This is a genomic window from Fictibacillus sp. NRS-1165, from assembly GCF_050468105.1.
Taxonomy (GTDB): Bacteria; Bacillota; Bacilli; order Bacillales; family Fictibacillaceae; genus Fictibacillus_C; species Fictibacillus_C terrinigri.
Genome location: NZ_JBDPNU010000018.1, coordinates 23,687 through 49,132, shown reverse-complemented (window position 1 = coordinate 49,132; position 25,446 = coordinate 23,687). Strand labels below are relative to the sequence as shown.

28 protein-coding genes, 1 tRNA gene and 2 riboswitches are annotated in these 25,446 nt (G+C 42.1%); of the genes, 12 read left to right on the top strand and 17 right to left on the bottom strand.

Features of this window, described 5'->3' with window-relative positions; translation table 11 throughout:
- The 3 genes from ABHN01_RS07035 to ABHN01_RS07025 all read left to right on the top strand — a co-directional run.
- A partial coding sequence (locus ABHN01_RS07035; protein ID WP_429874949.1) for a glycosyltransferase family 2 protein occupies nucleotides 1-1,227 on the top strand: 1,227 nt, incomplete at its 5' end.
- Nucleotides 1,228-1,288: 61 nt separating this feature from the next.
- Nucleotides 1,289-2,209 carry an LCP family protein gene (locus ABHN01_RS07030; RefSeq protein WP_429874948.1) on the top strand — a complete coding sequence of 307 codons (921 nt, stop codon included), beginning with the start codon at nucleotides 1,289-1,291 and terminating at the stop codon, nucleotides 2,207-2,209.
- 437 nt (nucleotides 2,210-2,646) lie between these two features.
- A complete protein-coding gene (locus tag ABHN01_RS07025) occupies nucleotides 2,647-3,009 on the top strand; it encodes an STAS domain-containing protein (RefSeq protein ID WP_429874947.1) in 363 nt (120 codons plus the stop codon).
- A 150-nt stretch (nucleotides 3,010-3,159) separates the two neighbouring features.
- Here ABHN01_RS07025 and ABHN01_RS07020 read toward each other — a convergent pair whose 3' ends face one another.
- The 3 genes from ABHN01_RS07020 to ABHN01_RS07010 all read right to left on the bottom strand — a co-directional run bounded on the left by ABHN01_RS07020 (nucleotide 3,160) and on the right by ABHN01_RS07010 (nucleotide 7,421).
- Complete coding sequence (locus tag ABHN01_RS07020; RefSeq protein WP_429874946.1) at nucleotides 3,160-4,128, bottom strand: polysaccharide deacetylase family protein; 969 nt, start codon at nucleotides 4,126-4,128, stop codon at nucleotides 3,160-3,162.
- 1,048 nt (nucleotides 4,129-5,176) lie between these two features.
- Entirely contained in the window at nucleotides 5,177-6,835 is a 1,659-nt protein-coding gene (locus tag ABHN01_RS07015) for a hypothetical protein (RefSeq protein ID WP_429874945.1), read from the bottom strand.
- A gap of 510 nt (nucleotides 6,836-7,345) precedes the next feature.
- Nucleotides 7,346-7,421, bottom strand: a tRNA-Arg gene (locus ABHN01_RS07010).
- A 153-nt stretch (nucleotides 7,422-7,574) separates the two neighbouring features.
- On the opposite strand from ABHN01_RS07010, the gene ABHN01_RS07005 reads away from it, so the two are divergent.
- Nucleotides 7,575-9,044 carry an aminoacyl-histidine dipeptidase gene (locus ABHN01_RS07005; RefSeq protein ID WP_429874944.1) on the top strand — a complete coding sequence of 490 codons (1,470 nt, stop codon included), beginning with the start codon at nucleotides 7,575-7,577 and terminating at the stop codon, nucleotides 9,042-9,044.
- Nucleotides 9,045-9,201: 157 nt separating this feature from the next.
- On the opposite strand, the gene ABHN01_RS07000 is transcribed toward ABHN01_RS07005, so the two are convergent.
- Both ABHN01_RS07000 and ABHN01_RS06995 read right to left on the bottom strand, forming a co-directional pair.
- Complete coding sequence (locus ABHN01_RS07000; protein ID WP_429874943.1) at nucleotides 9,202-9,324, bottom strand: hypothetical protein; 123 nt, start codon at nucleotides 9,322-9,324, stop codon at nucleotides 9,202-9,204.
- A gap of 111 nt (nucleotides 9,325-9,435) precedes the next feature.
- The gene (locus ABHN01_RS06995; protein ID WP_429874942.1) at nucleotides 9,436-10,266 is read right to left on the bottom strand and encodes an aldo/keto reductase; all 831 of its coding nucleotides are present in this window, start codon (nucleotides 10,264-10,266) and stop codon (nucleotides 9,436-9,438) included.
- 247 nt (nucleotides 10,267-10,513) lie between these two features.
- Between ABHN01_RS06995 and ABHN01_RS06990 the strand changes: the two genes are divergently transcribed.
- Nucleotides 10,514-10,705, top strand: a complete 192-nt coding sequence (locus tag ABHN01_RS06990; protein WP_429874941.1) for a hypothetical protein — start codon at nucleotides 10,514-10,516, stop codon at nucleotides 10,703-10,705.
- Here ABHN01_RS06990 and ABHN01_RS06985 read toward each other — a convergent pair.
- The 5 genes from ABHN01_RS06985 to ABHN01_RS06965 form a co-directional block, all read right to left on the bottom strand.
- Nucleotides 10,702-10,869, bottom strand: a complete 168-nt coding sequence (locus ABHN01_RS06985; RefSeq protein WP_290401688.1) for an aspartyl-phosphate phosphatase Spo0E family protein — start codon at nucleotides 10,867-10,869, stop codon at nucleotides 10,702-10,704. The genes ABHN01_RS06990 and ABHN01_RS06985 overlap by 4 nt on opposite strands.
- 358 nt (nucleotides 10,870-11,227) lie before the next feature.
- A complete protein-coding gene (locus ABHN01_RS06980) occupies nucleotides 11,228-11,785 on the bottom strand; it encodes an NADPH-dependent FMN reductase (protein WP_429874940.1) in 558 nt (185 codons plus the stop codon).
- Between the two features lie 152 nt (nucleotides 11,786-11,937).
- Entirely contained in the window at nucleotides 11,938-12,111 is a 174-nt protein-coding gene (locus ABHN01_RS06975) for a hypothetical protein (RefSeq protein ID WP_429874939.1), read from the bottom strand.
- Between the two features lie 314 nt (nucleotides 12,112-12,425).
- Nucleotides 12,426-12,806 carry a hypothetical protein gene (locus ABHN01_RS06970; protein WP_429874938.1) on the bottom strand — a complete coding sequence of 127 codons (381 nt, stop codon included), beginning with the start codon at nucleotides 12,804-12,806 and terminating at the stop codon, nucleotides 12,426-12,428.
- Nucleotides 12,807-12,900: 94 nt separating this feature from the next.
- Nucleotides 12,901-13,173, bottom strand: a complete 273-nt coding sequence (locus ABHN01_RS06965) for a hypothetical protein (RefSeq protein ID WP_290401692.1) — start codon at nucleotides 13,171-13,173, stop codon at nucleotides 12,901-12,903.
- Between the two features lie 161 nt (nucleotides 13,174-13,334).
- On the opposite strand from ABHN01_RS06965, the gene ABHN01_RS06960 reads away from it, so the two are divergent.
- Nucleotides 13,335-14,120, top strand: coding sequence for a hypothetical protein (locus ABHN01_RS06960; protein WP_429874937.1), 786 nt, complete (start codon nucleotides 13,335-13,337; stop codon nucleotides 14,118-14,120).
- Nucleotides 14,121-14,187: 67 nt separating this feature from the next.
- Here ABHN01_RS06960 and ABHN01_RS06955 read toward each other — a convergent pair whose 3' ends face one another.
- Together ABHN01_RS06955 and ABHN01_RS06950 are read right to left on the bottom strand one after the other, a co-directional pair.
- Nucleotides 14,188-14,919 (bottom strand): MBL fold metallo-hydrolase, encoded by a 732-nt coding sequence (locus ABHN01_RS06955; RefSeq protein ID WP_429874952.1) that lies wholly within the window; start codon nucleotides 14,917-14,919, stop codon nucleotides 14,188-14,190.
- Nucleotides 14,920-15,031: 112 nt separating this feature from the next.
- Nucleotides 15,032-15,154 (bottom strand): hypothetical protein, encoded by a 123-nt coding sequence (locus ABHN01_RS06950; protein WP_429874936.1) that lies wholly within the window; start codon nucleotides 15,152-15,154, stop codon nucleotides 15,032-15,034.
- Nucleotides 15,155-15,322: 168 nt separating this feature from the next.
- Here ABHN01_RS06950 and ABHN01_RS06945 point away from each other — a divergent pair, with 168 nt between their 5' ends.
- The 4 genes from ABHN01_RS06945 to ABHN01_RS06930 all read left to right on the top strand — a co-directional run bounded on the left by ABHN01_RS06945 (nucleotide 15,323) and on the right by ABHN01_RS06930 (nucleotide 18,550).
- On the top strand, nucleotides 15,323-16,225 hold the full coding sequence (locus ABHN01_RS06945; protein WP_429874935.1) for a DMT family transporter: 903 nt from the start codon (nucleotides 15,323-15,325) through the stop codon (nucleotides 16,223-16,225).
- A gap of 110 nt (nucleotides 16,226-16,335) precedes the next feature.
- Complete coding sequence (locus ABHN01_RS06940; RefSeq protein WP_429874934.1) at nucleotides 16,336-17,505, top strand: MFS transporter; 1,170 nt, start codon at nucleotides 16,336-16,338, stop codon at nucleotides 17,503-17,505.
- A 164-nt stretch (nucleotides 17,506-17,669) separates the two neighbouring features.
- Nucleotides 17,670-18,155, top strand: a complete 486-nt coding sequence (locus ABHN01_RS06935) for a glutathione peroxidase (RefSeq protein WP_429874933.1) — start codon at nucleotides 17,670-17,672, stop codon at nucleotides 18,153-18,155.
- A 188-nt stretch (nucleotides 18,156-18,343) separates the two neighbouring features.
- On the top strand, nucleotides 18,344-18,550 hold the full coding sequence (locus tag ABHN01_RS06930; RefSeq protein ID WP_429874951.1) for a YjcZ family sporulation protein: 207 nt from the start codon (nucleotides 18,344-18,346) through the stop codon (nucleotides 18,548-18,550).
- A gap of 80 nt (nucleotides 18,551-18,630) precedes the next feature.
- Here the strand turns inward: ABHN01_RS06930 and ABHN01_RS06925 are convergent, their stop codons facing one another.
- Nucleotides 18,631-20,583, bottom strand: coding sequence for an endonuclease MutS2 (locus ABHN01_RS06925; RefSeq protein ID WP_429874932.1), 1,953 nt, complete (start codon nucleotides 20,581-20,583; stop codon nucleotides 18,631-18,633).
- A 94-nt stretch (nucleotides 20,584-20,677) separates the two neighbouring features.
- Between ABHN01_RS06925 and ABHN01_RS06920 the strand changes: the two genes are divergently transcribed.
- Nucleotides 20,678-20,971, top strand: a complete 294-nt coding sequence (locus tag ABHN01_RS06920) for a hypothetical protein (protein WP_429874931.1) — start codon at nucleotides 20,678-20,680, stop codon at nucleotides 20,969-20,971.
- 130 nt (nucleotides 20,972-21,101) lie between these two features.
- Here ABHN01_RS06920 and ABHN01_RS06915 read toward each other — a convergent pair whose 3' ends face one another.
- Entirely contained in the window at nucleotides 21,102-22,364 is a 1,263-nt protein-coding gene (locus ABHN01_RS06915) for a homoserine dehydrogenase (protein ID WP_429874930.1), read from the bottom strand.
- 113 nt (nucleotides 22,365-22,477) lie between these two features.
- Nucleotides 22,478-22,585: riboswitch (SAM riboswitch) on the bottom strand.
- Nucleotides 22,586-22,684: 99 nt separating this feature from the next.
- Nucleotides 22,685-22,793: riboswitch (SAM riboswitch) on the bottom strand.
- A gap of 125 nt (nucleotides 22,794-22,918) precedes the next feature.
- On the opposite strand from ABHN01_RS06915, the gene ABHN01_RS06910 reads away from it, so the two are divergent.
- Entirely contained in the window at nucleotides 22,919-23,989 is a 1,071-nt protein-coding gene (locus tag ABHN01_RS06910) for an undecaprenyldiphospho-muramoylpentapeptide beta-N-acetylglucosaminyltransferase (RefSeq protein WP_429874929.1), read from the top strand.
- Nucleotides 23,990-24,263: 274 nt separating this feature from the next.
- Here ABHN01_RS06910 and ABHN01_RS06905 read toward each other — a convergent pair whose 3' ends face one another.
- The 3 genes from ABHN01_RS06905 to ABHN01_RS06895 all read right to left on the bottom strand — a co-directional run bounded on the left by ABHN01_RS06905 (nucleotide 24,264) and on the right by ABHN01_RS06895 (nucleotide 25,398).
- A complete protein-coding gene (locus ABHN01_RS06905) occupies nucleotides 24,264-24,536 on the bottom strand; it encodes an HPr family phosphocarrier protein (protein WP_429874928.1) in 273 nt (90 codons plus the stop codon).
- A 151-nt stretch (nucleotides 24,537-24,687) separates the two neighbouring features.
- Nucleotides 24,688-25,161 carry a GNAT family N-acetyltransferase gene (locus tag ABHN01_RS06900; protein WP_429874927.1) on the bottom strand — a complete coding sequence of 158 codons (474 nt, stop codon included), beginning with the start codon at nucleotides 25,159-25,161 and terminating at the stop codon, nucleotides 24,688-24,690.
- Between the two features lie 96 nt (nucleotides 25,162-25,257).
- A complete protein-coding gene (locus tag ABHN01_RS06895; RefSeq protein WP_290401703.1) occupies nucleotides 25,258-25,398 on the bottom strand; it encodes a hypothetical protein in 141 nt (46 codons plus the stop codon).
- Between the last annotated feature and the right edge of the window lie 48 nt (nucleotides 25,399-25,446).

The following is a 25,446-nucleotide window of genomic DNA, read 5'->3' as shown; positions in this document are numbered from 1 at the left end:
ATTTTAGTCCCATGTTACAACGAAACGGGTATTATAGAAACTTCGATTGAGAGCATGAAATCATTATCTTATTCTGAATTGGAGATCATTTACATTAATGACGGTTCAACCGATGATACAATGATGTATCTGAATAAATTGCTACAGTTGACACCATGTTCAATGACTCCGCACGGAAAGCTGTCTTATGAAAAAGTCAAGGGATTATATCAATCCGGACTTTACCCTAACATCTACGTGATCGATAAGATGAATGGCGGAAAAGCGGACGCTTTAAATGCCGGGATTGAATATTGCAATAACGAGGTTATTATCACATTGGACGCAGACACTATTTTGGAAGATGATGCGTTATCTGCTGTCAACGATGCTTTTAGAGATGAAGATGTTGTTGCTGCCGGCGGGATGGTACATGTTTTGCAAACAAAAACAGATCATCCTAAGAACCGCTTGTCTTTACTTTATGCTAACATTCTAGTACGAGTTCAAGTTTTGGATTTCCTAAAAGCATTCTACATTTCAAAATTGTCTCTTGTACGCTTTAAAGGTTTGGCTGTTATATCAGGAGCATTTGGGATTTTTAGAAAACAAGTATTACATGATGTGGGTGGCTACCGAAAAACAATTGGTGAAGACACTGACATCACCTTGCGTATTCAAAGACACATAGCGAAACATAAAAATATGAGGATTAGTTTTATAGCAAATGCTGTCGGTTATACCGAATTACCTGAAACATGGAAGGATTTATTCAAGCAACGTTTACGTTGGCAAAAAGCATATATTGACTGCATTATTCATTTCCGATCCTTCTTTGGAAAAACTATATTTACTAAACCCGTTTCCTTTTTTTATATATTTGAGTCGTTTCTAGTAGGCACCCTTACTTCTTATATAATGACAGGTGTATTTATAGCAAATATGATATACGATCCTCATCAATCCTATTTTTATTACGTGTTTTTTTATTTGTTTTGGATTTTTTTCTTTGGATTAATTTACGACTTAGTAGCGATTGGGATAGCAAAGCATTACGGATATTCATTTGGAATAAAAGATAGTTTCAGGTTATTATCCGCCATCCTTTTTGATATTTTAGTCTATCGATTTGTAACGATGTACTTTGTAATGTATGGTAGTATCTCTTATTTCTTCAATAAAAAATGGAACAAAGTTGCTCGCACGGGGCGAAAATATTACGAGAAAGATTCTGAAACTGTTGCATAATCACGAACCTAATTTCAAAATATAATGCAACAAAAACGGCTATACAGTGGGGGACATGTTAATGGGCAAAAAAGTTCTGCTTTTTATTATTACCTTTTTTACAGTAGCAATTTTAGGGGCTGGCAGTTATGCATTTCAATATGCAACGTCGACTGCATCAAGCATTACAGAAGAGATCGACAATCACAGTAATCAAAAATTTAAAGATCGTTTGGAAAATATCAGCTTAAAAAATGGTGATCCGATATCTGTTCTGATTATGGGAATTGATAAACCAGTAGGTGAAGAACGCGGCCGGTCAGATTCATTGGTTTTATTAACACTTAATCCTCATTCCAAATCAATGCAGATGGTTAGTATCCCTCGCGATACGTATACAAAGATAAAAGGACCTGCTGAAGACAAAATCAACTCCGCTTATCATGAGGGAGGGACAGAGATGACTATTTCTTCTGTTGAAAATCTCTTTGATGTCCCTGTTGATTATTTTGTAAAAGTAAACATGAAAAGCTTTAAACAAATTGTTGATGCAGTAGGAGGAGTAGATGTAAATAATGATTTGAATTTCACTTTTCGCAACATTGACTACCCAAAAGGCCATCTTCATTTAAATGGTAAAGAAGCTTTACTATATTCTCGTATGAGAAAGGTTGACCCACGAGGTGACTTCGGACGGCAAAAACGTCAACGTCAAGTAATGGAAGCTGTAATCGATAAAGGAGCGAGTATATCCTCTGTTACGAAATATGGTGAAATGCTCAAAGTTGTTCAAAATAATGTTAAAACAAACATGAACTTTTATGATATGTGGAAGATCCAATCCAATTATAAAGACGCTCGAGAAAATATAGAGCAGCACAAACTTAAAGGATCAGATAAAACGATAAAGGGTACTTACTATTATATACCAGACAAGAAAGATCTTCGTATAATTTCTAATAGCCTGAAAAAACATCTGGAGATGAATGATCATCATGTATAACAGATTCAAGAGGTACAACACGGGGATTCACTTTGGACGATTTCCCAGCTATATAGGGTAACGATAAATCAAATTGTATCCGCTAACTAATTGGAAAACCGTAATAAATTGGTCGTTGAGATGGGGCTGGTCATTTGGCGCATGCAAGTAGTCCCTGATTTAAATCAGGCTTGATACATTTGCTTTTTTCTCAAATCCGAGAAATGAGCGATTGTCGAAACAAAACCTAGCCATCTAAATAAAGTTTTAATATTATTTAATATTTCTTTGTAATCTAACACCACTCATCTTTTATACTTGTGTTTTTAACTATTAACTGAAAGACGCCGAATCTTAATGCCTTTTGCCCTTTATGCAATAATCATAGAGTCCTAGTAAAACGGGTGGCCCTACAATCGGGATAAAGTTTACTAATCTATCTCCTGGAGGTTTGCTTAATGGATATGTCAATAAACGTTATGGATCTTAAAATTACACACGAAAAATTGCACAGCACACATTATTTAAAATTAGTTGGAGAAGTTCAGAGGTACACGGCACCTAAGTTAAAAAAAATACTTGTCCCATTATCAGAACAAACTAAAGAAGAAATAATTATTGATGTTGAGGAAATTGATTTCATAGATAGTGTTGGGTTAGGAGTGTTCGCTGGAGCGATTAGATTAACGAACAGGAATAACAATACGTTAAAGCTAAGAGGGATGACGGAACGTATCCGCAGATTATTTGAGGTAACAGGGCTTATAGAAATGATCAAAGTCAGCAAGAACAAAAATAAGGAAGCAAGAGCCAGCTCCTAAAAAAATACAAGTTTCAGTATCAGCAAGAGGGATATTACCCGAATGAGAAGTTTTTACAATTATGGATAAAAAAGCTCATTGAAGAGCCATAAAAAAACAGAGTAACCTGTTGGTTTACTCTGTTTTTTGTTGGCAGGGTTTTTATACTGGCTATTCGTCTATCAGTGTTGGAACGGTAACAAATTTGTACCCTTTTGCGCGTAATTGGTCAATAATTTCAGGCAAAGCTTTAACCGTTTCAAATTTCCCGGATTCATGATAGGAATGTTGAAGCACAATAACTCCTGGAGCCGCGTTCGTGTTGGCTGCTGATACAATTTGTTCAGCAGATACACCGTCCCAATCCCTGGTATCTGCGGTCCACAAGATCGATTGGTAGTGTTGATTGTTAAGCATGGCTAGCTGGTGATCGTTCATTTTACCAAATGGCGGCCGGAATAAATGGGTTTTGACACCTGTAACTTTTTCAATTTCTGTGCTTGTAGCTTGTACATTTTTCTCTAATTCCTGGTCGGTAAGCTGCGTGATGTCCGGGTGATTCCACGTATGATTCCCAATCGCATGACCTTCTCTGTGAATTTGTTTCAGTATTTCAGGATGTTGTTTTGTCCTCTCACCCATCACAAAGAAAGTAGCTTTAACGCCTTTTTCTTTTAAGATTTTTAAAATTTGCGGAGTATAGCGGTTATCGGGTCCGTCATCAAACGTAAGGGCAATTTGTTTCTCACTGGTATTCCCCATAGAATACCCGGTTGTTTGTTTCATAGGCACGTTCAAGTTTTGCCCCGGGTAGATCCAATGAAAATCTTTAACCTGAGGGTTGGCTCGTTTCATTTTCGATGTCGAAACACCATATTTACTTGAGAGTTCCCAAATGGTGTCTCCTGCTTTTACACTATGATGATTCGGATTGGGGATCTCTAAACGCTGTCCTTTTGCGAGACCAGTAGAGAATAATTTGTTCAAGTTGACAATCCGATCTTGAGATGTATGATATTTGTCGGAAATTTGCTTAACGGTATCACCTGGTTGAACGGTATAAGATGCAGCGGATGCAAGATCTGTAACCGCGAGTTGACTTACTAAGCATATTGCTAATAAAGAACCAATTTTCTTCACATGCTGTCCCTCCTAGAAGTTTTGAACTAATCTCGACAAAAATGTTATCCCTCTCCAGAGCCCTTAGTTGTATTTTTCGATAAATCCACCTATTTTTGACCGTCTGTAGGTTCTTGTCGTCCATTGGAATTGCTTTTTTAGTTTTCGATTTTTCAGGAGATGACACTTGCTTAACAACGATTGATTGCTCGAATATTGGGATGAAATCAAGGTGTTCGGCTTTTAAATACCCGGAAAAAATAATCAAACGAGAGTGTATGATTGCTCTGTTGTTTGTTTATATTTCGATTTCAATTAAAGCTCGGTAATTGTTTCATAAGGACCTCCTATTTAACCAACCTAGGAGTAACTTTCTTCATTTTGTATATCATCCCTTTTAGATTTATGAAAAAAATCGGCTACCTTTGAGGTAACCGATCTTTAAGTATTGCACCCGATTTTGGAAGATCGTCTTTAGTCTGATCTACAAAAATTCTATTGCAGAAAAGCCCCGAACCCGAAACGGAAATGTTAGAACATGCAAAACGTTCAGAAGAGTTAGCCCAAAAATCGGTTGAGGTAGCAGAGGAAAGTTTCGCTTATACCAGGTGGGCAGCTGAAGCGACTGGAAAGGTCACTGATAAGTCAGTACGAATTGTGGGCTATTGATGTCTTTAGCGGCTGCTTCCAAGCACATCAAAGTATTAGAACGAGCAGCTACTGCAAAGGACTGTAAAGGACGAACACACACTTGTCGTTTGAATGCTGAATCGTTATCTACTGCTACAGAATAGCTTCGGTTTTACGAGCGTTTTTGCAATAGACAGTTTGACGCTCTTGAACGTGAGGTATAGAAAGCAAAAAAGGAGGAACATTAAAAGTTTTCGGTCTTTCTCTTAACAATTTGAATGCTTTTTTCCCTCGGAAAGCGCACTTTCAGTTCGCTGGATCCTCATACATCCTCTGAGTTATCCATGGATGATATCGTGTCACTTTGTGATGGTTTGATTGAGGGCTATTTGCCTGTTTATCAATAAAAAGAAACCTCTGAAGATTCAGAGGGTGATGCTTATTCTATTTGATATTGCTGAGAAAGTTCTTCAATTGTTGTTTCCCAGTTTTCAGCGAGATCCATGGGGATCTTGTCACCTGTAGAATCCTTGATCTTACGTTTAAGTTGATCTAGTTGCAGTATGGCTTTTTCATTTTGTTCAGAAAAGTAGTTGGTCATCGCTTTTTCAGCGTTAGATAATAAGTTGCTTTTAAGGGCGTCGTCGATTTCCGATTCAAAAATCGAGTAATACAGACCATAAGTCAGGTAGGAAGTTTTTGTTTGCTCGTATGCCATTAAACTGCGGTTTTCGTCATATTGTAAGATCTCCCCAATAATACCAGCGTAGTTAGATGAGAATTCCCAATGATTACTGTCTAGAAAATCACCATTTTCAACGGTAAAGCCCTGCGATTGAAGAGCGTCAAAACCCGCATATGTCCAAAAGTTATTCACTGCTTGTGCTTCATAGAAACGGAAGGTCAGCTGTGCATGTCGTTTACCAGTCAGATAAGGAGAAAGATCTGCTGTAACTGTTTCCCATTGCAAATCTGGGAGGATTTCAGCAGTGTCCTGTTCCCAGGCAACCTGTCCGTCTACAAGCAACTGTTTTTTATGATAACCAAACGTATTCGGACCATGATCCATGGTTTGGAATGTTAAAGAATAATTATTTGCGTCTTTATTAATGCTAATATCCTGAGTAGCCTGATGATAATTTCCAGCAGCACTTGGAACGCCAGCACCGATAAAAAAGTTAAGATAGCCTAGATCATTGTAGGCCTTATCATCAGTTGGTTCAGGTTCAAAGTTCTTTTTGAGAACATAGGTAATGACACCTTTAATTTTGCCTTCCTTCATGTTTGCTAAAGCGATTTGTACAACTTCCCTCACATAATTTGCAGATGGGCTCGCCGGTGTTCGTGACAACTGGGAAGCATAGAGCATCCAGTATAGGGACAGGTTGTGTTGCTTTAACATAGCGTAAGCGCTATCAATCTGCTCTTGTGCAGATTCATACACTTGGGTATTCCGGAAAATGCCATCTCTAAAGGCTAGAATAACACCATCAATATACTCGCCTCTTGTTTGAAGAAACGTTTCATTTAAGGTATCTGTGTACATTTGTGGAGTGAAAATTAAATTTGGATTAATGGCTTCTGAGGTTTGTTTCATTTCTGCCATGTATTCAGGGGTATAAATATTCAGGTTATGGTTAAAATCATCAATCGCCCATCCAATAAGATTTGAATATTGAAGGGAGAGGTTAGCAATCGCCTGAGACCATGCAACATAATCCGTAGTATAAGGATAGGACTTTCGATCCCCTGTGGATTCACTAGGGGGAACGAGGTACACTACAACATTAATTCCTGCCTCTTTTGCCGCAGGCAAAAACTCATTTTTTAAATCATCCCAATCGGTTCTCTCATGCCACACAAGATAGTAATACGTATTAATATTTAACTCTTTAAACTTTTCAATGGAACGAGGTGTATCGATGTGATAAATACCGTCTGAACGGGGAGAAGTTTCTCTCACCACACCTGCATAATCAGCCAGTATATTACCAGGCTTTACATCTTCTAGGGCTGCAGCTTTTTTTGGAGCCGAAAATCCTGTGAAAAGGCTTAACACAATAGATGAAATCAGAAAAAAGTATCCCATCTTTTTCATCATCTTTCCTCCTCTTAGAGTTTTGGTAAAGGGTGACTCAGCTGAAATTTTTTTGAAAATTTTGTTTTTTCTAATTTCAATCATATAAAAGGAGACATGTCTTTAAAATGTCTATAAATTGATGTGGTAACCAAGTCAAGAATCCATTCCTGAGCTGGTAATGATATAACATGACTGTTGTTTTAACCACTTTATTTTAACTTATCAGCTATGATTTTAAGATTACTTATAATGCCAAAATAGCGATCAAAATTGGTGCAAAATAACGTCTAAAGTGACAGTCATTTATCTGCAATACACCTATAATAATCTCACAAGGCCAGTTCGTGGACGGATTACGGAGAGTTGTTTGGCCGGATACTGGAATTCCAGAATCGAAAAAATCAGAAATAAAAACATAATTTCGATCTAAAAATTCGTTCGTGCCAAATTCGTGCCAAACGGCAGAAATCCAATAAAAAAACAAGGGTCTAATATCGCTCAAACCCTTGTTGTTATTGATTTTATGTATGGCGGCCCCGGCAGGAATCGAACCTGCGACGCACGGTTTAGGAAACCGACGCTCTATCCACTGAGCTACGGAGCCAGTATTTATCGTGCAACAAATTGTATTATACAAAATTCCCCGCCTTTTGAAAAGCCTTTTGTTTACGGCAGGTTGATAATTTCATCCTCTTTCTCTACTCTTGAATTATACTTACGTTCATGTACAAAATTTCATGCAAAGGATGAAAAGAGTATGCCTACTACACTCGAAGATGTAAAAAAGCACCCGGTGTTCCATTATTTTGCCGAAATTTCCGCCATTCCCCGCGGATCTGGCAACGAAAGAGAAATCAGTGATTACCTCCTGCGTTTTGCACAAGAAAGAGGACTTGAAGCGTTTCAGGATGATGCCCTTAACATTTTTATTAAAAAACCTGCCTCAAAAGGCTATGAGCATGTCCCTGCCGTCATTCTGCAAGGGCATATGGATATGGTATGTGAAAAGAACAAAGGAACGGCCCATGATTTTGAACACGATCCCATCTCCTTGCAGTTAAAGGAAGACATGCTCTATGCGTGCAATACGACACTCGGAGCAGATAACGGGATTGCTGTTGCTTATGCCCTTGCCATTCTTGATTCAAACGATGTTCCTCATCCTGCACTTGAAATCATTATCACTACGGAAGAGGAAACCACTATGAAAGGGGCGCTGGAGGCCAATCCTGAACTTTTTTCCGGTGAGGTCTTTATTAATCTTGATTCTGAAGAAGAAGGTAAATTATTGGTCAGCAGTGCAGGCGGCATCACTGCCACTCAAGCACTTCCCATTCAGTGGGAAACGGCTCAAAAAGACCTTATAGGCTACAGCATCCAGTTGAGCGGGCTTTTCGGGGGGCATTCTGGAATGTCCATTCAAAAAGGAAGAGGCAACGCGATTAAGCTGCTTGGCAGAATTCTTCATGATCTATCTGTGCAGTACCCTCTCCACCTATACGCCATTAATGGAGGGTTGAAATCCAATGCAATTCCACGGGAAGCTGAGGCTGTAATCTATGTCCATGAAAAATCATCAATGGATCTGCCAAAACTGGTGTCCGACTGGGCACAAATCCTTAAAAGCGAACTTCGCACCGCTGATCCTGGGATATCAGTTACTGTAGAAGAAACTGATCATGTTCCGGATAAGGTTTATTCTGCCAAAACCACTCAAAACGTAATCACATCTCTTTTGCTGATTCCAAATGGTGTTCAGTCCATGAGCCAGGAGATTCAAGGTCTGACGGAGAGTTCTACTAATCTTGGTGTTGTCACAAGTGACAGCAAAGAAATACGTTTTGTCAGCGAAATTAGAAGCTCGGTGAAAAGCCTGAAGCAGCACACGGTCAGACAGGTCGAACTGATTGCGCAGCTTACGGAATCCCGCTTCTCTACGGAGGCTGATTATCCGGAATGGCCGTATCTGCCAGATTCCAAAGTCCGCCGGCTGTTTGAAAAAGTATACCAAAAACTTTACGGGACTTCTCCTGAGATCGCAGCCATTCATGCAGGTCTGGAATGTGGGATTTTCACTGAAAAACTTCCGCACATTGATGCTATTTCCCTCGGACCTGACATGTTTGATGTGCATACGCCTGAAGAGCATGTCAGTGTTTCTTCCACCATTCGGACGTGGGATTACCTGGTTGCTGCATTAAAAGAAATGAATGATTTCTACAGATAGTCTGCACCTTTAACTACCGCACTGTTCCAAGCTCATACCAACACGTCCAGTCGCTTGGAACAATGGAGAGTTGGCGCTGTGTCAGGCAAGATAATTCCATTAGAACGGGCAGAATTCTCTTCAAAGAATTCCGCCTCTGCTTTTTGCAGAAGCCATTTTAAATGATGGTTGTTGTCCCTAAAGCATCTGTAAACAGCAGGTTTTTCCGCGTCTGTGACATGATCCATGGTCTTTTCGGCAATGCCCAAGGGCGATGGCTTGCATGGTGGAGTAAGTCCATCATTCCCCTTCCCTTTTGGTATTCATTTCCCACTATGCATTTTGTGAACCTGCGTTTATAAAAAAGAGAATAACTCCTTCTGAGCTATTCTCCCCTTATTTATTTTCTATATTAGAAGTCAAAGTTATCCGGATCGGGACCGATTCTTTGGTCTTCGTTTAATGTATTGATTTTCTCCATGTCCTCTGCACTTAGTTCAAAATCGAAAACCTCGGAGTTTTCTTTAATACGGTGGTCTTTTACCGATTTTGGAATGGTAACGACACCGTTCTGCAGATCCCAGCGAAGAATGACCTGAGCCACAGATTTGCCGTATTTTTCTGCCATCTCCGAAAGAACAGGGTTGTTAAGCAGTTCACCCTGCATGAGGGGGCTCCATGCTTCCAATTGAATGTTATTTGCTTTACAGAAAGCAACCAAGTCTTTCTGTGCCAGACGCGGATGGTACTCCACCTGATCAACCATTGGCACGATCTCACTGTCTTCCATTACGTCTTTTAAGTGGTGGACGTGGAAGTTACTCACACCGATCGCACGAACTCGGCCGTCCTTATAAAGTTTCTCCAGTGCGCGCCACGTTTCTTTATATTTCCCTTCCACCGGCCAGTGGATGAGGTAAAGATCGACATAGTCGAGCTGAAGTTTCTTCAAAGATTCCTCATACGCCCCCAACGTGGTTTCATAGCCTTGATCTGCATTCCATACCTTTGTGGTAATGAATAATTCTTCACGCGGAATGCCTGAATCTTTAATCGCACGGCCAACGCCTTCTTCATTTTGGTATACAGCTGCTGTATCGATACTCTTATACCCTTTGCTCAAGGCCGATTTAACGGATTGATATACTTCGTCGCCTTCTTCTACTTTGTATACTCCAAGCCCGAGCCAAGGCATTTTAACGCCATTATGTAACGTTGTTGTGTCTTGCAGATGTTCAGCCATCTTTAGTCCCTCCTTAGATTATGAACATACCGGTATTTTCCCATAAATGATGAAAAACAAAAAAAGTTTTGCTTATCTAAATCACAGCGATCAAAAAGCCTCTCTGCCTTTATAAAAGAAGGATCTCCGGCTTTTTTATAAAGTACGACCGGCTGGATTTCAAATCATTTACAATTTTGTGCAGGAGTGTTTCATTTTTTATGGAATATTACATTCATGAAGAAGTAAGTTACGCGGAGGTGTTATGATGATAAAAAATAATGTCATTGACTTCCCTAAGCAAGTGAGCAAAGATGTCATTCGTGAAAACGAACTGGACTTGATCACCGAGATTCGCGGTCTTCTCAGTGAGTTTCAAAATGATTACCCTCTGTTGATCAAACGCGCCATTCTGACACGGGTCGATCTTCTGACAAAGCAGTTAGTTTCCTTGAACTAGCAAGCATTTCGTTGGTACTCATTCAGCAAGCCATCAAGCTCCTGGCTGCACTGCACTGTCTCATGACTTGTAAATCCTCTTAGAAATGCCAGTCTGATCAACTCTTCTTTTTTTGCTCCAATCGATTCTAATAACCACTTTTGGCGATACTCTACATTACTCACGCACAATGCTCTCCTTTTCTATCATTTCCAACATTATCAGATACACAAGTGATATTATCTATAAAAATTTGAAGTTTGAGAAGGGATTCAACAAAAGAAGTGATAATGTTACAAAACAATACAAACTTCCCCTTGAACAGCTGAGTGATCACTTGTCTTTTGGTCATACTATTGAAAAAAGACAGGAGAATCCCTTTGAAATACATCAAAATTATCGTCTTGTCCCTCGGGTTTATTTTCCTTGCCGGCATGTGGTATTTCGAGATCATAAGCTGGTTTAAATGAAAAGCTGAAGCTAGACATCACTTCATGAGATTCAAGAAAAAAACATTCTGCCATGGGCAGAATGTTTTCTTTTTTATTCTTCCGTTAAATTTTGTTTATTGGCGGCCACTGCCTTTGTTAATTCAATAAGCTGATCGGCCAGTGCAGATACTCGTAAAGTAGCAAGCTCTTCTGACAGTTCGCGTTCTTCATTGAAATGAAGAGGATCAGCGACAAATTGGTCCGGCAGTACAAGGCTATACAAACCTCGCATTACTGTTCGCAAGTTGTTCAATGCGTTGATTCCGCCTTTGCCTCCTCCGGCTGCGGCGGCGAGGGCAACGGGCTTGTTCTTAAAATGGCTGCCGCTTAAAAAATCGAGCGCATTTTTTAATGCTCCGCTCATTCCATTATGGTATTCCGGTGTACAAATAAAAAAACCTTCCGCTTCATCGGCTGCTTTACTCAAACTGCGAACGGCTTCGTCTTCCCGCTCTGCCATATCTCCCGTAAATAATGGAAGACGGTCTTTACCGGCGTCGAAAAAGGAAACTTCTATGCCTTTTTCATTCAGGACGTTTGCTGCATACTCGGCAATGCCTCTAGTTCTTGATTCAGCGGTAGGGCTGCCGTTCATCACAAGAATTTTCATGTTTAATACCTTCCTTTATGTTTCCTTATAGTCTTTCCATTTTATATTATACTTAAATTTTACAATAGGTTAAATATTCTGTTCTTAAGGGGGAAACAAAGTTTCTTCTGCACAGGATATTAGGCGTCTGCATACACTAGATTGTCACAAGGCTACTTAAACGCGAGGTGAATCGAACGTGCTACCTTATCCATATCCTCCTTATCCCTATCTGGGACCGGCACCCTTTCCAGGACCTGCCGAGTTTCCTGGGCCTCAAGGATGGGACGGTCCAGGTCCTGGTTATCCAGGTGCAGCTCCAGGTCCCAAAGATTACTATACCCCATACAATAATCCCCTGAAATTATCGACTTTGACATCCGTCGAGTGGTTTGTCCAACGGGGATTGGCTGAGGCTCCGAAAACCTCCTATGAGCATGCTTTGCGGGAGGTGGCTGCCATGGCTTATCTTTATGGAAGTGGCTTCCCGCAGCAAGAGGCTTACCAAATGGTAGAATCATGGGAACTGGGTGAAAAGTTTTTCCCGGGCGAGAGAGATCAACAATATTGAAAAACTGGGGGATACAGTGATGTATTCTCTTTTTTGGAAAGAAAAAACGCAAAAAGGCAGGGAGGAGCTCCCTGCCTTTTTAGCGATCAATTATTGCAGAAACGATGTCGCCTTATAATTCACGCCGATTCCATTTCCTCCAGCTTTGCCTGAGTCGACCACTTTAAGGTAATAGTCTCCTGATTCTTCGAGATTGATTACCTTTTGATAGCCTACACCCTTTTCAGTGATCCAAGGTGTCTGGCCGACTCTTTCATCCTTAAAAAATAAATGCTTTTGCCAAAGCTCCAGCTTCAGCTTCCCGCTTCCCGTGGTCTTCTTGATCGAAATGGTCGCGTAGGTGTCGTCAAACGACACAGAGGACGAGGACTTATCTCCACCATTCGACCTGACCTGAAGCGAGCTGGCCGCATAAACAGTGCTGGTCACCATTAAAAGGAATACCGTTAAAAGGATAGTTTTTGCCTTCATAACGAAATCACCTCGCACGTATGTTATTTCAACATAATAACATACGGGCGAGGTAAACTTAATGGAATTACATAAAACAGTAGGTTTGTCCTACTTACTGTTTTTTCTCATTGAAATAATGAACGCCATAAGCTGAACCTTCCGATACCATTTTTGAGTCTTCATAGTCACTCGGATCAGGATGGCCGCCTTTTTCGACAGGGAGCACCTTCGTCCTTTCTGTATAGTCAGGTTTAATTTTTCTTTTGATATTTTTAAATGCTAGTTTGGTGCGTATTCTATTAGGTTTGGAAGATAACCATACAGCCGCCGCCGATGTGCCTAAACCAACTAATATCCAAGGTTTCATACTCATTGTTTGTCTCATATTCGAACCCTCCTTACGAATTTATACCCTGATTAATGAGAAGATAACCCATTAAATACATTTCATTTAATTTACAAAAAATTAATTCAAAAGTCAGGTGTATGAAGCGAAGGAAATTTCGGCATATTAACCATAATTAGGATATAAGGGAGGCAGAATTCGTGAAATCTATTTTTTTCAACATGCTTCTTTTCCTCATTTTACTCATTACCGCCGGTACGCCGACACTTGCCAACCCGCTCGATCAGGAAAATAATGAAAATAAAAGCGGCTCATCCATCTATGTGCTTTCTCAGCGAAAAATGGATGTAACAGGTGACAGGCGCCCTGATGTTGTAACGTTAATGGGCCAAAAGGAAAAACAGGAGAATATATACTCTGAAAATCTGTTCCTGATTCTTCAGGACTCAGCAACTCATCGGTTCACTACACTAAATTTAAATGATGGAGGCTATCATCCGCACATCCAATTCTTTGATTTTAACGGGGACCATATTCCAGAAACGTACATTTCAGCTGAGACAGGCGGTCGAGGCGGAACCTCTGTCTTTCACCTGGTATCTGCCAAGAATAATCATGTGTTTGAAATTCCAGTTCCTTCTTCATTAGGGATCAGCGGAAGATTTACTGACGGCTACCACGCGAAAATCTTAGTCAAGAATACAGGAAAAATTACTTCCATTAATTTAAAAGAACGCAAAGAAAAATATGATACCTCTGAGGTATATAAGAATGGTACCCTTGTTAAACCCATCAAGGTATCGGCTAATAAATTCAGTATGCTCACTCCCGTTGATATTAACGGGGATGGTGTTTTTGAACTGCGGGGGGTCCAAAGGATATCTGGGATTGCCAATGCCGATTCAGTAGCTTTTGCCGATTCCATCTGGAAATTCCGCTATACACGCTGGGAGCTTGTTAGCAGCAGCGTTCATAAAGCCCAATGAAGCCTTAAAAAGACCAGCGAGAAAAGATATATTCAAATATCTTTCTCTTGCTGGTTCTTTGTTTTTTTCATTTTTTGTCAGCTGTCAAAACGAGTTGCATAAGCTGTTCTTTCACGTCACGGGTGGACAAACCACCATGGTAACATATGACTTTATGAATATCATAAGCGCTATATTTTGTTATTGATTGTTCAGCTTCCCTCAAATCCGGCGTCGTTTCTTCATGAGGTCCATGCAAGTTTCCATTGACGCTGAACATCGCGTCTCCAGCAACGAGTACTTTACTCTGCTGCAGATAGAGGCTGATATGTCCCGGTGTATGCCCCGGAGTAAAAATAACCTTCATGCCACCTGCAAGCGGAATGGTCTGCCCATCTTTCAGAGTATGATGAACCTTTGAAACCGGGGAGGGTATTTCATAGAATGCTTTAGCAAGGGGAGGAAGGGATTCCCACTCTTCATCTGTCAGTTGGCTGCGGTCCGTCTTAATCAGCGGAAGTCTACCTTCTATATATGGCTGATCGTTCTCATGAGCATAGACTTCCAAAGAATGGCCGGCAGCTTCCTGAAGTTCAGGAAGGCTTCCGATATGGTCAATATCCTGATGAGTCAAAATGACTGCTTTCAAATTGCTGAACGGAACACCCGCTTCAGTCATTTCAGATTGGAATGCTTCAAGCTGTCCAGGCACTCCGGCATCAATTAAAATAGCACTCTCATCATCCCATACGAGTGTGGGATGAAAAGCGATTTCATTGACCTTTAACTCCAGCATGGCTACCCCATTAGAGACCTTTATCATCGGTATGATCCTCCCTAAAAAATTTTTTGATTTGTATTATTTGCCATAAATATATCACAGTGTATCCAGATTACGACTAAAAAAGAGGCTGCATTGAGCGCCTCTTCCATTAGTCCTTTTCTTCGTTTTGATGTTCATGTTTCAAACTTTTCATATATTGATCTTTCTTCTTCTGGGCTTGCTCCCGCCTGTTTTTCTCGAATACGTTTATGGTTTCCCGTTTCTTATCCATGGGTTTTCATCTCCTTTCGTTCATCCTTCCATCAGTTTTTCCATTTGCAAAGTATTTATCCTTGCATAAAACGGCATTGTCTTTGGGAAAAACCGTAAGAAAATGGCTGATTTTTATAAAAAATCCTGTATACTTCATATAGGCATATTGAGAACACAGGAGGCCTCTATGGAAAAACTAAAATGCCCTGTTCCTGTTTTTATTCCTTTAATCGTTGGTGTTATCGCCGTTTCTTTTTCTTCTATTTTTGTTAAGCTGTCTGATGCTCCCGTTTCTGTACAAGGGATGTACAGGCTGCTTTTTACTGTGCTTTTCATGCTTCCGTTTTCTGCAAAGCATGTGATGGAGGCAAAACGAATAACCTCCAGGCAGTGCCTGCTCCTATTTTTGTCTGGACTGTTTCTCGCCCTTCATTTTTTATTGTGGATGGGATCACTGAAGCTGACCACAGTCGCGAGTTCAACGATCATACTCGCTCTGCAGCCTGTTTTTGTCCTGATCGGGGCTTTTTTCTTATTTAACGAAAAAACGTCACCAGCCTTGCTAGCAGGGATGGGCGTTGCGATTTGCGGAGCAGTCTTCATCGGCTGGGGAGACATCGGCATCTCTCCCGAAAATTTGCTTGGAGATGTGCTTTCGCTTTTGGGCACACTTGCTGTTGCAGTACATATGCTGATCGGTCAGCATCTTTTACGCCGAATCCCTTCTTTTTTTTACAGTCTTTCCGTTTTTGTATCTGTGATCGCTGTTTTTGCCTGTTATAATCTTGCAGCTGGCATTCCGATGGTTGGCTATGCCAAACAGGACTGGACAATATTCTTTTTGCTGGCCATTATTCCGACCGTTTTCGGTCATGTCCTCTTTAACTGGCTGATGAAATACTTGAGTGCAACAACCATTTATGTCAACATCCTTGGCGAACCTGTGGGTGCGAGCATTCTCGCTTATTTCATGCTGAATGAACATATCACTATATTCCAGGCCGCTGGTGGCTTTCTTGTTTGTACAGGTCTGTACGTCTTTCTAAAAACAAACCATGTGAAAGATTCATCCCTTTCCCAAAGCGTCTAGAGGCTGAAGTTGATAAAAATAGATAAAAGATGTACGGTAATATAGTTAATGCATTGTATGGATTTAAAAAAATACATAGATAGTTGATCTGATCGGGAGGGGACTCAAGATTGGAAAATAAAAAAGCACTGCCAATCTTATTCTTAGTTATGTTTTTAGTTATGGTTGGATTCGGAATCATTATTCCTGTCCTTCCTTTTTTTGCAGAAAAAGTAGGCGCCACTCCGGCACAGCTCGGTTTGCTTATGGCTGTTTATTCATTAATGCAGCTCCTTTTCGCCCCCATCTGGGGAAGAGTATCGGACCGCATCGGCCGGAAACCGGTCATGCTGATCGGAATCGCTGGACTTGCTATATCTTTCTTTTTAATGGCTGTCTCAAGCCAGCTCTGGATGCTATTTGCGGCACGTATTATCGGCGGCTTGCTCTCATCCGCAAACATGCCTACGACGATGGCGTATGTGGCAGACATTACAACTCCGGAAAACCGGGGAAAAGGAATGGGTATCATCGGGGCAGCGGTCGGCCTTGGATTTATTTTTGGCCCTGCCATCGGCGGCGTTTTTTCAAAAACAAGCTTGAATACACCGTTTTTGCTAGCAGGAGCATCATCGATTATTACCTTCTTTCTCGTTCTTTTCGTTTTGAAGGAATCACTGCCTAAACAGCTTCGGTCGAACGGACCGGCTGAATCCGGGTCAAGATGGAGAGCTTTTACCGGAGCGGTTTCCATTCTGTTCGTGCTCCAGTTGTTCATCTCCCTTTCGTTATCGGGGCTTGAAGCGACATTCGCTTATTTTGCAGCGAAAAAAGCAGGACTTGATACCAATCACCTTGGCTACATTTTTATGATTATGGGCTTTGCAGGAGCCCTTGTCCAAGGTGGACTTGTTGGCCGGCTGACCAAGAAATTTGGTGAAGGAAAAGTCATTCAGGGAGGAATTGTTATCTCTGCTGTTGGGTTCGGGTTAATTCTGCTCGTTCATAACTTTACGACGGCAGCCATCTTCCTTTCCATTTTCGGTATTGGAAATGGTGTCATCCGACCGAGTGTTTCAGCGCTGCTGACGAAAACGTCCACATCTGGCCATGGCAGTGTAACTGGACTCTTGTCATCCTTTGATTCACTTGGACGAATCATCGGCCCTCCGCTTGGAGGCTGGCTGTTTTCACTGGCAGCAGGACTCCCGTATATCTCAGGGATCATTCTGTCAGTCATTGCTCTTGTCCTTTACCAGTTTTATAGTGTACAGGCAAAAGCCTCAGCGCCGGCGGCATAAATGAAGAGAAAAAAGGGCAGGGAAAAACATTCTCCCTGCCCTTTTTTTGGGTGCCATCTTTTTGGTGCCCGGAAGCCTAATAAAAGCTTTTTATTTTCCTTTCTTCACAAAACCCACTACACTAATGCTATAAACTTCGTTACTAAAAGAATAGGAGGTTGACAATGTCTGTTTATGAGTATCGGGCAAAGACGATCATGGGTGAAGAAAAATCTCTAAGAGAATACGAGGGCAAGGTTTTAATCATTGCCAACACAGCGAGCAAATGCGGATTTACTCCCCAATACAAAGAGCTTCAATCGCTTTACGACCAATACAGCGAACAGGGTCTTGAGATCCTCGGCTTTCCGTGCAACCAATTTGCAAGCCAGGAGCCTGGGAGCGAGGAAGAAATCCAGGAGTTTTGTGAATTGAACTACGGTGTAAAATTCCCTATGTTTGCCAAGGTTGATGTTAAAGGCGAAAACATTCATCCTCTCTTTGCCTGGCTGACAAAAGAAGCACCAGGCATACTGGGTTCAAAAGCGGTCAAATGGAATTTTACAAAGTTCCTTGTCGACCGCTATGGTAACGTTGTCTCCCGGCATTCTCCTCAGACCTCACCAAAGGATATGAAAAAAGATATTGAATCACTGCTCTCACAGCAATAAAAATGTTCTCCAATCCGCACACGCTGGAATAGGTTCCAGAAAGAAAGCGTGTGTTTTTTCATTGCTCAGGATTTAGGCTTGCCTTCAAGGCATTCGTCCAGACCAACTGGTGGATCCTTCATATACTGTACCGAGGATGTTGGAATAGTATTTAGAAGGAGGAATTTTAAATGTTTGCAAATGCACCGATGAATGCACCATTGAATGTTCCGCTTAACGCTCCGATTACTGCTTCTTACGGCGGGTACGGGTATGGTGGAGGATGCGGCGGTTACGGCTACGGCGGCGGAAGAGGATTCGCGATTATTATCGTACTGTTTATCCTCTTGATCATCATCGGCTGTGCCTGCTGGCATAGCCATGGCGGCGGATGTGAATCCAGCAGCAGCTGCTGATCACCTTTGCATCAGAACAAAAAGATCCAGGCGAAAGTGCCCGGATCTTTTTATTTGTTTTTGGTGCAATACACCGAATCCTATTGTTCTTCGTCCCTGTTGATCACGAGTCCATCAACGTGCCTTTTACTCAAAATCCGGTCTTTTTTCCGGTTTTCCTTGCTTTCAAAGACAATATCCATATCATAATTCTCAGGATATAATTCGTTCCTTGAAATATGGAGGGTTAGACGATGCTTATGAACCTTCACTTTTTCCTCTTGCACAAGGACAACGTATTCTCCCCTGTTATCTTCTTCAGAACAGATGATGCCCGCGGTTTTCAAGCTGGAAACATAAACGCGGTCGCCGATTTCGAACGTTTGGTTAACCGGTTTTTCTTTTATTTTCTCCTCCTTTCTGCTTATCTTCCGGCTCCTTTTTTCTTCTGCTTCTCTTCTTCTCTCCACCATTTGCTTTTGTGCATCTTCATGCAGAATAGTCTCCTCTGCCTGTCGTGAAACGTCTTTACTCGTAATTTGTCTGGCTCTTGTGATCAGCTTCTGATCAAGGCCGAGCTTCCACGCGATGGAAAATGCTTGACTCTCGCCGGCTTCGCCGATCCTCAGCTCGTATAGCGGCTGGAGGGACTCAAGATCAAACGCCATGGATGCATTTTCAAATCCAGGAGTAAGAGAAGCAAAATCTTTTATTTCACTATAGTGTGTTGTGGCCAGAATGGAAGCTCCTTTTTCAAACAGATCTTCAAGGATCGCTATTGCCAGCCCCATTCCTTCAGCAGGATCGGTTCCTGCTCCAAGTTCATCGAGAATGACAAGAGTATCAGGCCCAGCCTTTCGAAGAATGGAGATGATGTTTGTCATATGAGCGGAAAAAGTGCTTAAGGACTGCTCAATGTTCTGATGGTCACCGATATCTGTCAGCACCTCTGAATAGATTCCGAACTCACTTCCCTCTCCCGCAGGGATATGAAGCCCCGACTGAACCATCAGCGTCAGCAGCCCTGCTGTTTTTATAGCTACCGTTTTCCCTCCGGTGTTCGGACCCGTAATGACGAGTGCTCCAAAGTCTTCACCGAGTCTTATATTCAACGGGACAGCCTGGCTTCCGAGCATCGGATGCCGCCCCTCATGGAGGATGGTCCGTTTTTTAAGATTAAGCGACACTTCCCTTCCATTAATGGCAAGGCTGTATTTAGCTTTGGCAAAGATAAAATCATAATGAAGCATACCCTCGATATTAACGGAGATCTCCTTTTTATAGCCTGCCACCAGGCCCGTTAATGTGCCCAGCACCCTCGCAGTTTCGATATCTTCCTCTGACTGCAGAAGCTGACGCTCATCCTGCAGCTTTCGGACCTCTTTTGGTTCAATAAAAACGGTGGAACCGCTCGCAGATGAATCAACGATTTGCCCATCCATGCTCCGCTTAAATTTACTTTTTACAGGTATAGCGTATCTGCCTTCTCTCATCGAAATCATCGGCTCCTGCAGCATATCCCGATAGGCCGGCGATTTCAAAATATGCTCGAGCTTGGATTTGATTTTTTCCTCACACGCATTCATTCTTTTTCTAACCTTTTCAAGCGGCTTACTGGCTCCGTCATCCACTCTTCCATTCCGTATACAGCGCTGGATCTCGGTTATGAGATCTTTCAGCGGAAAAAGAGAATACGCATAAGCCGATACGGCAGGTGCAATAAATTCTTTATCTTTCATATAGCGCTGCATGCGCTGTACGTTTTCTGCCAATCCGCAAATAAGCTGGAGCTGTTCAGGGCTTAAGAGAAGACCCTTATCCGGAAGCGACATCACATGTTCGATTCCATTCAAGTTCGCGATAGGAACGCTGGTTGACTTTCTTAGAACCGCCGCGGATTCTGTTGTTTCCCTCAGCCAAGCTTTAATAACCGGCAGCTCTCCGGAAGGCAGAAGCTCCTGAATTTTTCTTTTGGTACGTTCATTTAATGCATACTCAGACAGAATTTCTCTGATTTTATTGAATTCCAGCATTTTATTCGTAAAGGTGTTCAATGGTCGTTGCCTCCTCTTTTTTTAACACATTACCGTTACACCATGTTTTATGAATGGTTCCTGCCGTCCCTCCTTCCGGGAACAGGGCCAGAACATGCCAATGAAAAAGGCAGAAATGGACCGCCGTCATTTCTGCCTGTTAATCATTTTCGTGGAGAAGGATGCGCCTCTCTGTACAGCCTCGCCCTATGCTTTGGCAGCTGTAAAAAGCATAAAAAATACGCCCAAAGAGCGCGGCATCGTTCGGTGCACTAAATACGCACACGAAAATGAGAAATGTTGTATGCTGACCGCTGTTCTTAACTATTGGTGGCCGCAAAAAGACATAAAGGTACAAACCGATTCAAACACGGTCTTTTTGCTCCAGCTATCCAATTCGATTAGTTAAGAACGTGAACGCTCATCCACACAACTCCCTTCCTTTTATTACTCCCATCATATGTAAAATACTTTTCATTGTCAACCTGATGACATAAAAAAATCCGCAGAGAGTAAAAGGGCTCTCCACGGATCTATCTTTATTCGGCTACAAGAACTTTTTCTCTCTCTGTTCCACTGCTGCTTTTTGAAAGCCGGACCGGATAGATGCTGTTCACCGGAATAAAATCATCCTGTGTTGAAGGCAGAGGGCCATCATAAAGCAAAGCAGCAAGAGAAGCATGAGAAAACCTGAGAGAAGTCCGGTCTAAAATGGTACCATGCTTTTCAAGCGATGCCACCCTATCTTTTGTAAAATCTACTTTGTCACCGATTAGAAGGTAGGTACGATCTCCTTGTTCCTGTTTTTTTTGTGTTACTGCCGATACTGCCGGTTTATCTCTGTACGCTTCTCCTGTTTCATAAATGGATAAGAAATCTTCCACGATGGCACTTGCCGTAGCTTCTGCCCCAGCTCCCGGCCCCTGCAAGGTCAAACAGCCGAGAAGATCGGTCTGAATACGGACGGCATTATCGACACCTTCCACTCCGTATAAGGAATGATCACTGTCTACAAATACAGGCTTCACTTCAAGATTCAGACTTTCGTTCAAAAGGACGAGATGCTTCACCCGAAGTCCGATCTGCTCCGCCAGCTGAATCTCCTCAAGGAGCACATTTCCAATCCCTTCAACCTGCACTTCTTCCCAGGAAGGCTGAACGCCATAAATCCATTTACTCAGCACCATCGCCTTATAAAAGGCGTCCAAGCCCTCAACGTCATTCGTTGGATCCGGCTCTGCATATCCTTTTTGCTGTGCCAGTTTCAGTGCTTCCTCAAAGGAAGAACCGGTCGTTCTCATGTGTGAAAGAATGAAATTGGACGTCCCGTTTAAAATGGCCTCCACATGCTGAATCCGATTGATTCTTAAAAGCTCCCTCAATGTTCTCAATATCGGTATCCCGCCGCCTACACTTGCTTCATAGATAAACCGCACACCTTTTTCCGCTGCACGTTCAGATAATTCCTCTCCATGACGGGCGATTAGATCCTTGTTGGCAGAAATCACGTGGCAGCCTGCTTCAAGTGATTGAATGATATAGGTTCGGGCGGGCTCAATCCCCCCGATGGCCTCGATGACCACATCTGGCGCTTCTTCCCCGATCGCCTTCTCAAAATCTGATGTCACCGGCACCCCTCCTACGGTAGGCCTTGATTTGGAAGGATCCTTAATTAATATACTGGACAGCCTCAGATGTTTTCCCAGCAACTCTTCTAAAGCTCCTTTTCTTTCTACAATGGATGAATACACACCCGTGCCAACCGTTCCCAATCCAAGCAATGCAATTTTAATTTCATTCATTGTCAACACTCCCTGTAATCTATAATTTTTAGTAAAAGACTGAATAATTAGTACCTGCCAGAAGGCAAAAGAAAAAACCTCATCATAAGAAGAGGTTTGCAGCAGCGGCCCTCCTCTTATCATCCAGGGTCTTTTCCTGCAGGTAGTAGCACCTTTTCAGACCTGTGTCTGAAGGTTGCCGGGCTTCATCGGGCCTTTCCCTCCGCCGCTCTGGATAAGAGTATTTCATTAGAATGAAACATGTTATGTAGCACTTTATTTTTTTAGTACAAAAAACCCCCTTATCATAAAGATAAGAGAGCTTTAGGTTCCCGTTCCGTCTCTTATCTCTCAAAGTTTTACCTTTGAAGGATTTGGCACCTTTTCAGACGTATGCCTGAAGGTTGCCGGGCTTCATCGGGCCTTTCCCTCCGCCGCTCTTGATAAGCTTCATTAAATTATTCTAACTCTATCATGGCAGTATGGATAGCGTCAACCATTATTCAGATATTTCAAGATTCAGCGGCAAATGCTTTTGGTATGATAGAAATACATAACTAAAAGGGGTGGAACGTTTGGGCAGGAAAATTGTGTTTACCGGTGGAGGTTCAGCGGGGCATGTCTCTGTCAACCTGGCGCTGATTCCCTTGTTCCTGGCAGAAGGCTGGGACGTCAGCTACATCGGATCTAAAGGCGGAATTGAACAGCAGCTGACAGAATCCATTGATGGGGTGCGCTATTACAGTATCTCAACCGGAAAGCTTAGACGCTATTTCGATTGGAACAATTTTAAAGAACCGTTCCGTGTCGTGAAAGGGGCTTTTGAAGCGTTTCGGCTCATTAAGACAATAAAACCAGATGTAGTCTTTTCAAAAGGCGGTTTCGTTTCTGTACCTGTAATACTCGGGAGCCGGATGAACAAGGTACCTATTGTGACACATGAATCCGACCTTAGCCCAGGGCTTGCCAACCGGCTATCACTTCCCTTCGCAAAGAAGGTATGTACAACCTTTCCCGAAACCGCTGACCAGCTCCCAAACGGTAAAGCAGTATATGCGGGTGCAGTGATCCGTACAGATCTGCATAAAGGGAACGCAGCAAATGGGAGGGCTTTTTGCGGTTTTACTTCCCGCAAGCCGATTATCCTGATTATGGGCGGGAGCCTCGGATCAAAAAAAATAAACGAGTCTGTACGATTAAGCCTGGATGCCCTGCTCCCCCGATATCAAATTGTTCATCTATGCGGGAAAGGGCAGATGGATGGTTCAATCAGAAGAAACGGCTATGTTCAGTTTGAGTATGTAACAGATGAACTTCCTGATCTCCTTGCGGCCACTCACTTTGTTGTTTCAAGAGCAGGATCAAATTCAATTTTTGAGTTCTTATCACTCAGAAAACCAATGCTTCTTATCCCCCTTTCCAAAGAAGCCAGCCGCGGGGATCAGATCGAGAATGCCCAATCATTTGAAAAGCAGGGATTCTGCAAGGTACTTTTTGAAGAGGAGCTGACCGCTGACTCTCTTTGTGACAGTATCGAAAAGCTTGATGAGATGAAGGGAGCCTACATCAGCCGAATGGAAAAAAGCCGGCTGAATAATGCATTGGATCAGCTGTTTTCCCTCATTAAAGAAGAAGCGAAAGGATAACTTAAACCGATCGGGCGGAGGAAAAGAGAAATGAAAAAGCTTGCCCTATGATTAGGTGCAAGCTTTTTTATTTTGGGCTTGGACAGATTTCTGAAATGCTTGGATCAAAACCCGTCGTTATATGTCGAGTGTAAATAGATCGATAATAAAAAAATTGGCCAAGAAAAATTTATGGACAACAAGGCCATTTGTCTTACTATATCAAGTAAATTCCCACTGCATCTCCGCCTCGCCCTGCCTTTTCTATCCCGCTCGATTTTCTAATGTTCAAATCTTAACGATTCGTTATATGGAGGGATCCATTTCTCCCTGCACAAATCTGTCTCAAACCCTCCAGTGCGTCCTGTTTATCCAGGCCTTGCGCAGATATGCAGCATAACCCGGCAATTCCGCGAAGCTTGCTCATGCTGAGTATGCTTTTGGCGTTCATCTGGCAGTTATCAAATTCAAAATAGATCTGGCATTCCTCGTACTCATTCGCTTTATGAACGAGCTTGTTAATGGTCGCTGAATTCATTTTTTCCTGCAAAAAGCAGTATGTCTTCATGGCCTTTCACTCCTATTCTTTACCCCTAACATTTTAATCCACAATCATTAAGCACATGTTAAGCAGGTTTGGCTTTTGTGCACACGAATGAGGATATGCGGCAGAAATCGTCTTTATGTGAATAAGAATGAATTTAGGAAAAAAGAAGGGATTAACCGATGAAGGATTTTTCAAGGATATGAAGAAGCTTTCCCCCGCTTTCTCTAACTTCTATCTCTTCAAAACCCATTTTGGACCAAAAGGAAAGGGCCGGAACATTCCCGCTAAGCACCCCCAGCCTCAGGCATATTTTCTTGTTCTTCTTCATCTCTTCTTCGCAAACCAAATATATTTCCTTGGCTAGCCCCTGTTTTTGAAAAGCGCTGTGTACCATTAAAAAACCGAGCCATGGTTTGTGGTCTTTCGGATTATGCAGCAGATACTCAAGAATAGCTGCGTTCCTGCCGCCTGTATGAATCAAATACCGTGTCCTCGGCGATCCCTCAAGATCTTTAAGCTCCTCTTCCACCTGTTCAATTGTCACTTTGCTTGTACCGTAAAACAGCTTATTGTAAAACGGATTGGTGTTCATGATCTCAAGCTCGTCCGAAGCTTTTTCCAGGCCGCTCTTGTCCCATTCCAACACGACGTCTGCCCCCTTTTTGATCTAAGATCATCATAACCTGCAATGATTTTTCATTAAAGAAAAAACGCACTCCCTGTAATGGAGTGCGCCTTCCTGTTATTTGTTCTCTTTCATGTTTTTGGCTTCCGCAATGTCTCCCTGATTGGCGATCGGATCAGCAAACGTTCCTTTTGGAATATCCGCTTTTCCTTTTCGCTGTTCAGCGTTTTGCTTGCGGATTTTTTCATTGTTAGCCATAACGGCACCTCCTCTTTGATTATTACCCTAACCATTAACGAGGCATCT

Excerpts from the sequence above, each read along its gene's own strand:
- ABHN01_RS07030 (WP_429874948.1), top strand. The coding sequence starts at position 1,289 with ATGGGCAAAAAAGTTCTGCTTTTTATTATTACCTTTTTTACAGTAGCA.
- ABHN01_RS07025 (WP_429874947.1), top strand. The coding sequence starts at position 2,647 with ATGGATATGTCAATAAACGTTATGGATCTTAAAATTACACACGAAAAA.
- ABHN01_RS07015 (WP_429874945.1), bottom strand. The coding sequence starts at position 6,835 with ATGAAAAAGATGGGATACTTTTTTCTGATTTCATCTATTGTGTTAAGC.
- ABHN01_RS07005 (WP_429874944.1), top strand. The coding sequence starts at position 7,575 with ATGCCTACTACACTCGAAGATGTAAAAAAGCACCCGGTGTTCCATTAT.
- ABHN01_RS07000 (WP_429874943.1), bottom strand. The coding sequence starts at position 9,324 with ATGGACTTACTCCACCATGCAAGCCATCGCCCTTGGGCATTGCCGAAA.
- ABHN01_RS06995 (WP_429874942.1), bottom strand. The coding sequence starts at position 10,266 with ATGGCTGAACATCTGCAAGACACAACAACGTTACATAATGGCGTTAAA.
- ABHN01_RS06990 (WP_429874941.1), top strand. The coding sequence starts at position 10,514 with ATGATAAAAAATAATGTCATTGACTTCCCTAAGCAAGTGAGCAAAGAT.
- ABHN01_RS06980 (WP_429874940.1), bottom strand. The coding sequence starts at position 11,785 with ATGAAAATTCTTGTGATGAACGGCAGCCCTACCGCTGAATCAAGAACT.
- ABHN01_RS06975 (WP_429874939.1), bottom strand. The coding sequence starts at position 12,111 with ATGGGGTATAGTAATCTTTGGGACCTGGAGCTGCACCTGGATAACCAG.
- ABHN01_RS06970 (WP_429874938.1), bottom strand. The coding sequence starts at position 12,806 with ATGAAGGCAAAAACTATCCTTTTAACGGTATTCCTTTTAATGGTGACC.
- ABHN01_RS06965 (WP_290401692.1), bottom strand. The coding sequence starts at position 13,173 with ATGAGACAAACAATGAGTATGAAACCTTGGATATTAGTTGGTTTAGGC.
- ABHN01_RS06950 (WP_429874936.1), bottom strand. The coding sequence starts at position 15,154 with ATGGATAAGAAACGGGAAACCATAAACGTATTCGAGAAAAACAGGCGG.
- ABHN01_RS06945 (WP_429874935.1), top strand. The coding sequence starts at position 15,323 with ATGGAAAAACTAAAATGCCCTGTTCCTGTTTTTATTCCTTTAATCGTT.
- ABHN01_RS06935 (WP_429874933.1), top strand. The coding sequence starts at position 17,670 with ATGTCTGTTTATGAGTATCGGGCAAAGACGATCATGGGTGAAGAAAAA.
- ABHN01_RS06930 (WP_429874951.1), top strand. The coding sequence starts at position 18,344 with ATGAATGCACCATTGAATGTTCCGCTTAACGCTCCGATTACTGCTTCT.
- ABHN01_RS06920 (WP_429874931.1), top strand. The coding sequence starts at position 20,678 with ATGCCAATGAAAAAGGCAGAAATGGACCGCCGTCATTTCTGCCTGTTA.
- ABHN01_RS06915 (WP_429874930.1), bottom strand. The coding sequence starts at position 22,364 with ATGAATGAAATTAAAATTGCATTGCTTGGATTGGGAACGGTTGGCACG.
- ABHN01_RS06905 (WP_429874928.1), bottom strand. The coding sequence starts at position 24,536 with ATGAAGACATACTGCTTTTTGCAGGAAAAAATGAATTCAGCGACCATT.
- ABHN01_RS06895 (WP_290401703.1), bottom strand. The coding sequence starts at position 25,398 with ATGGCTAACAATGAAAAAATCCGCAAGCAAAACGCTGAACAGCGAAAA.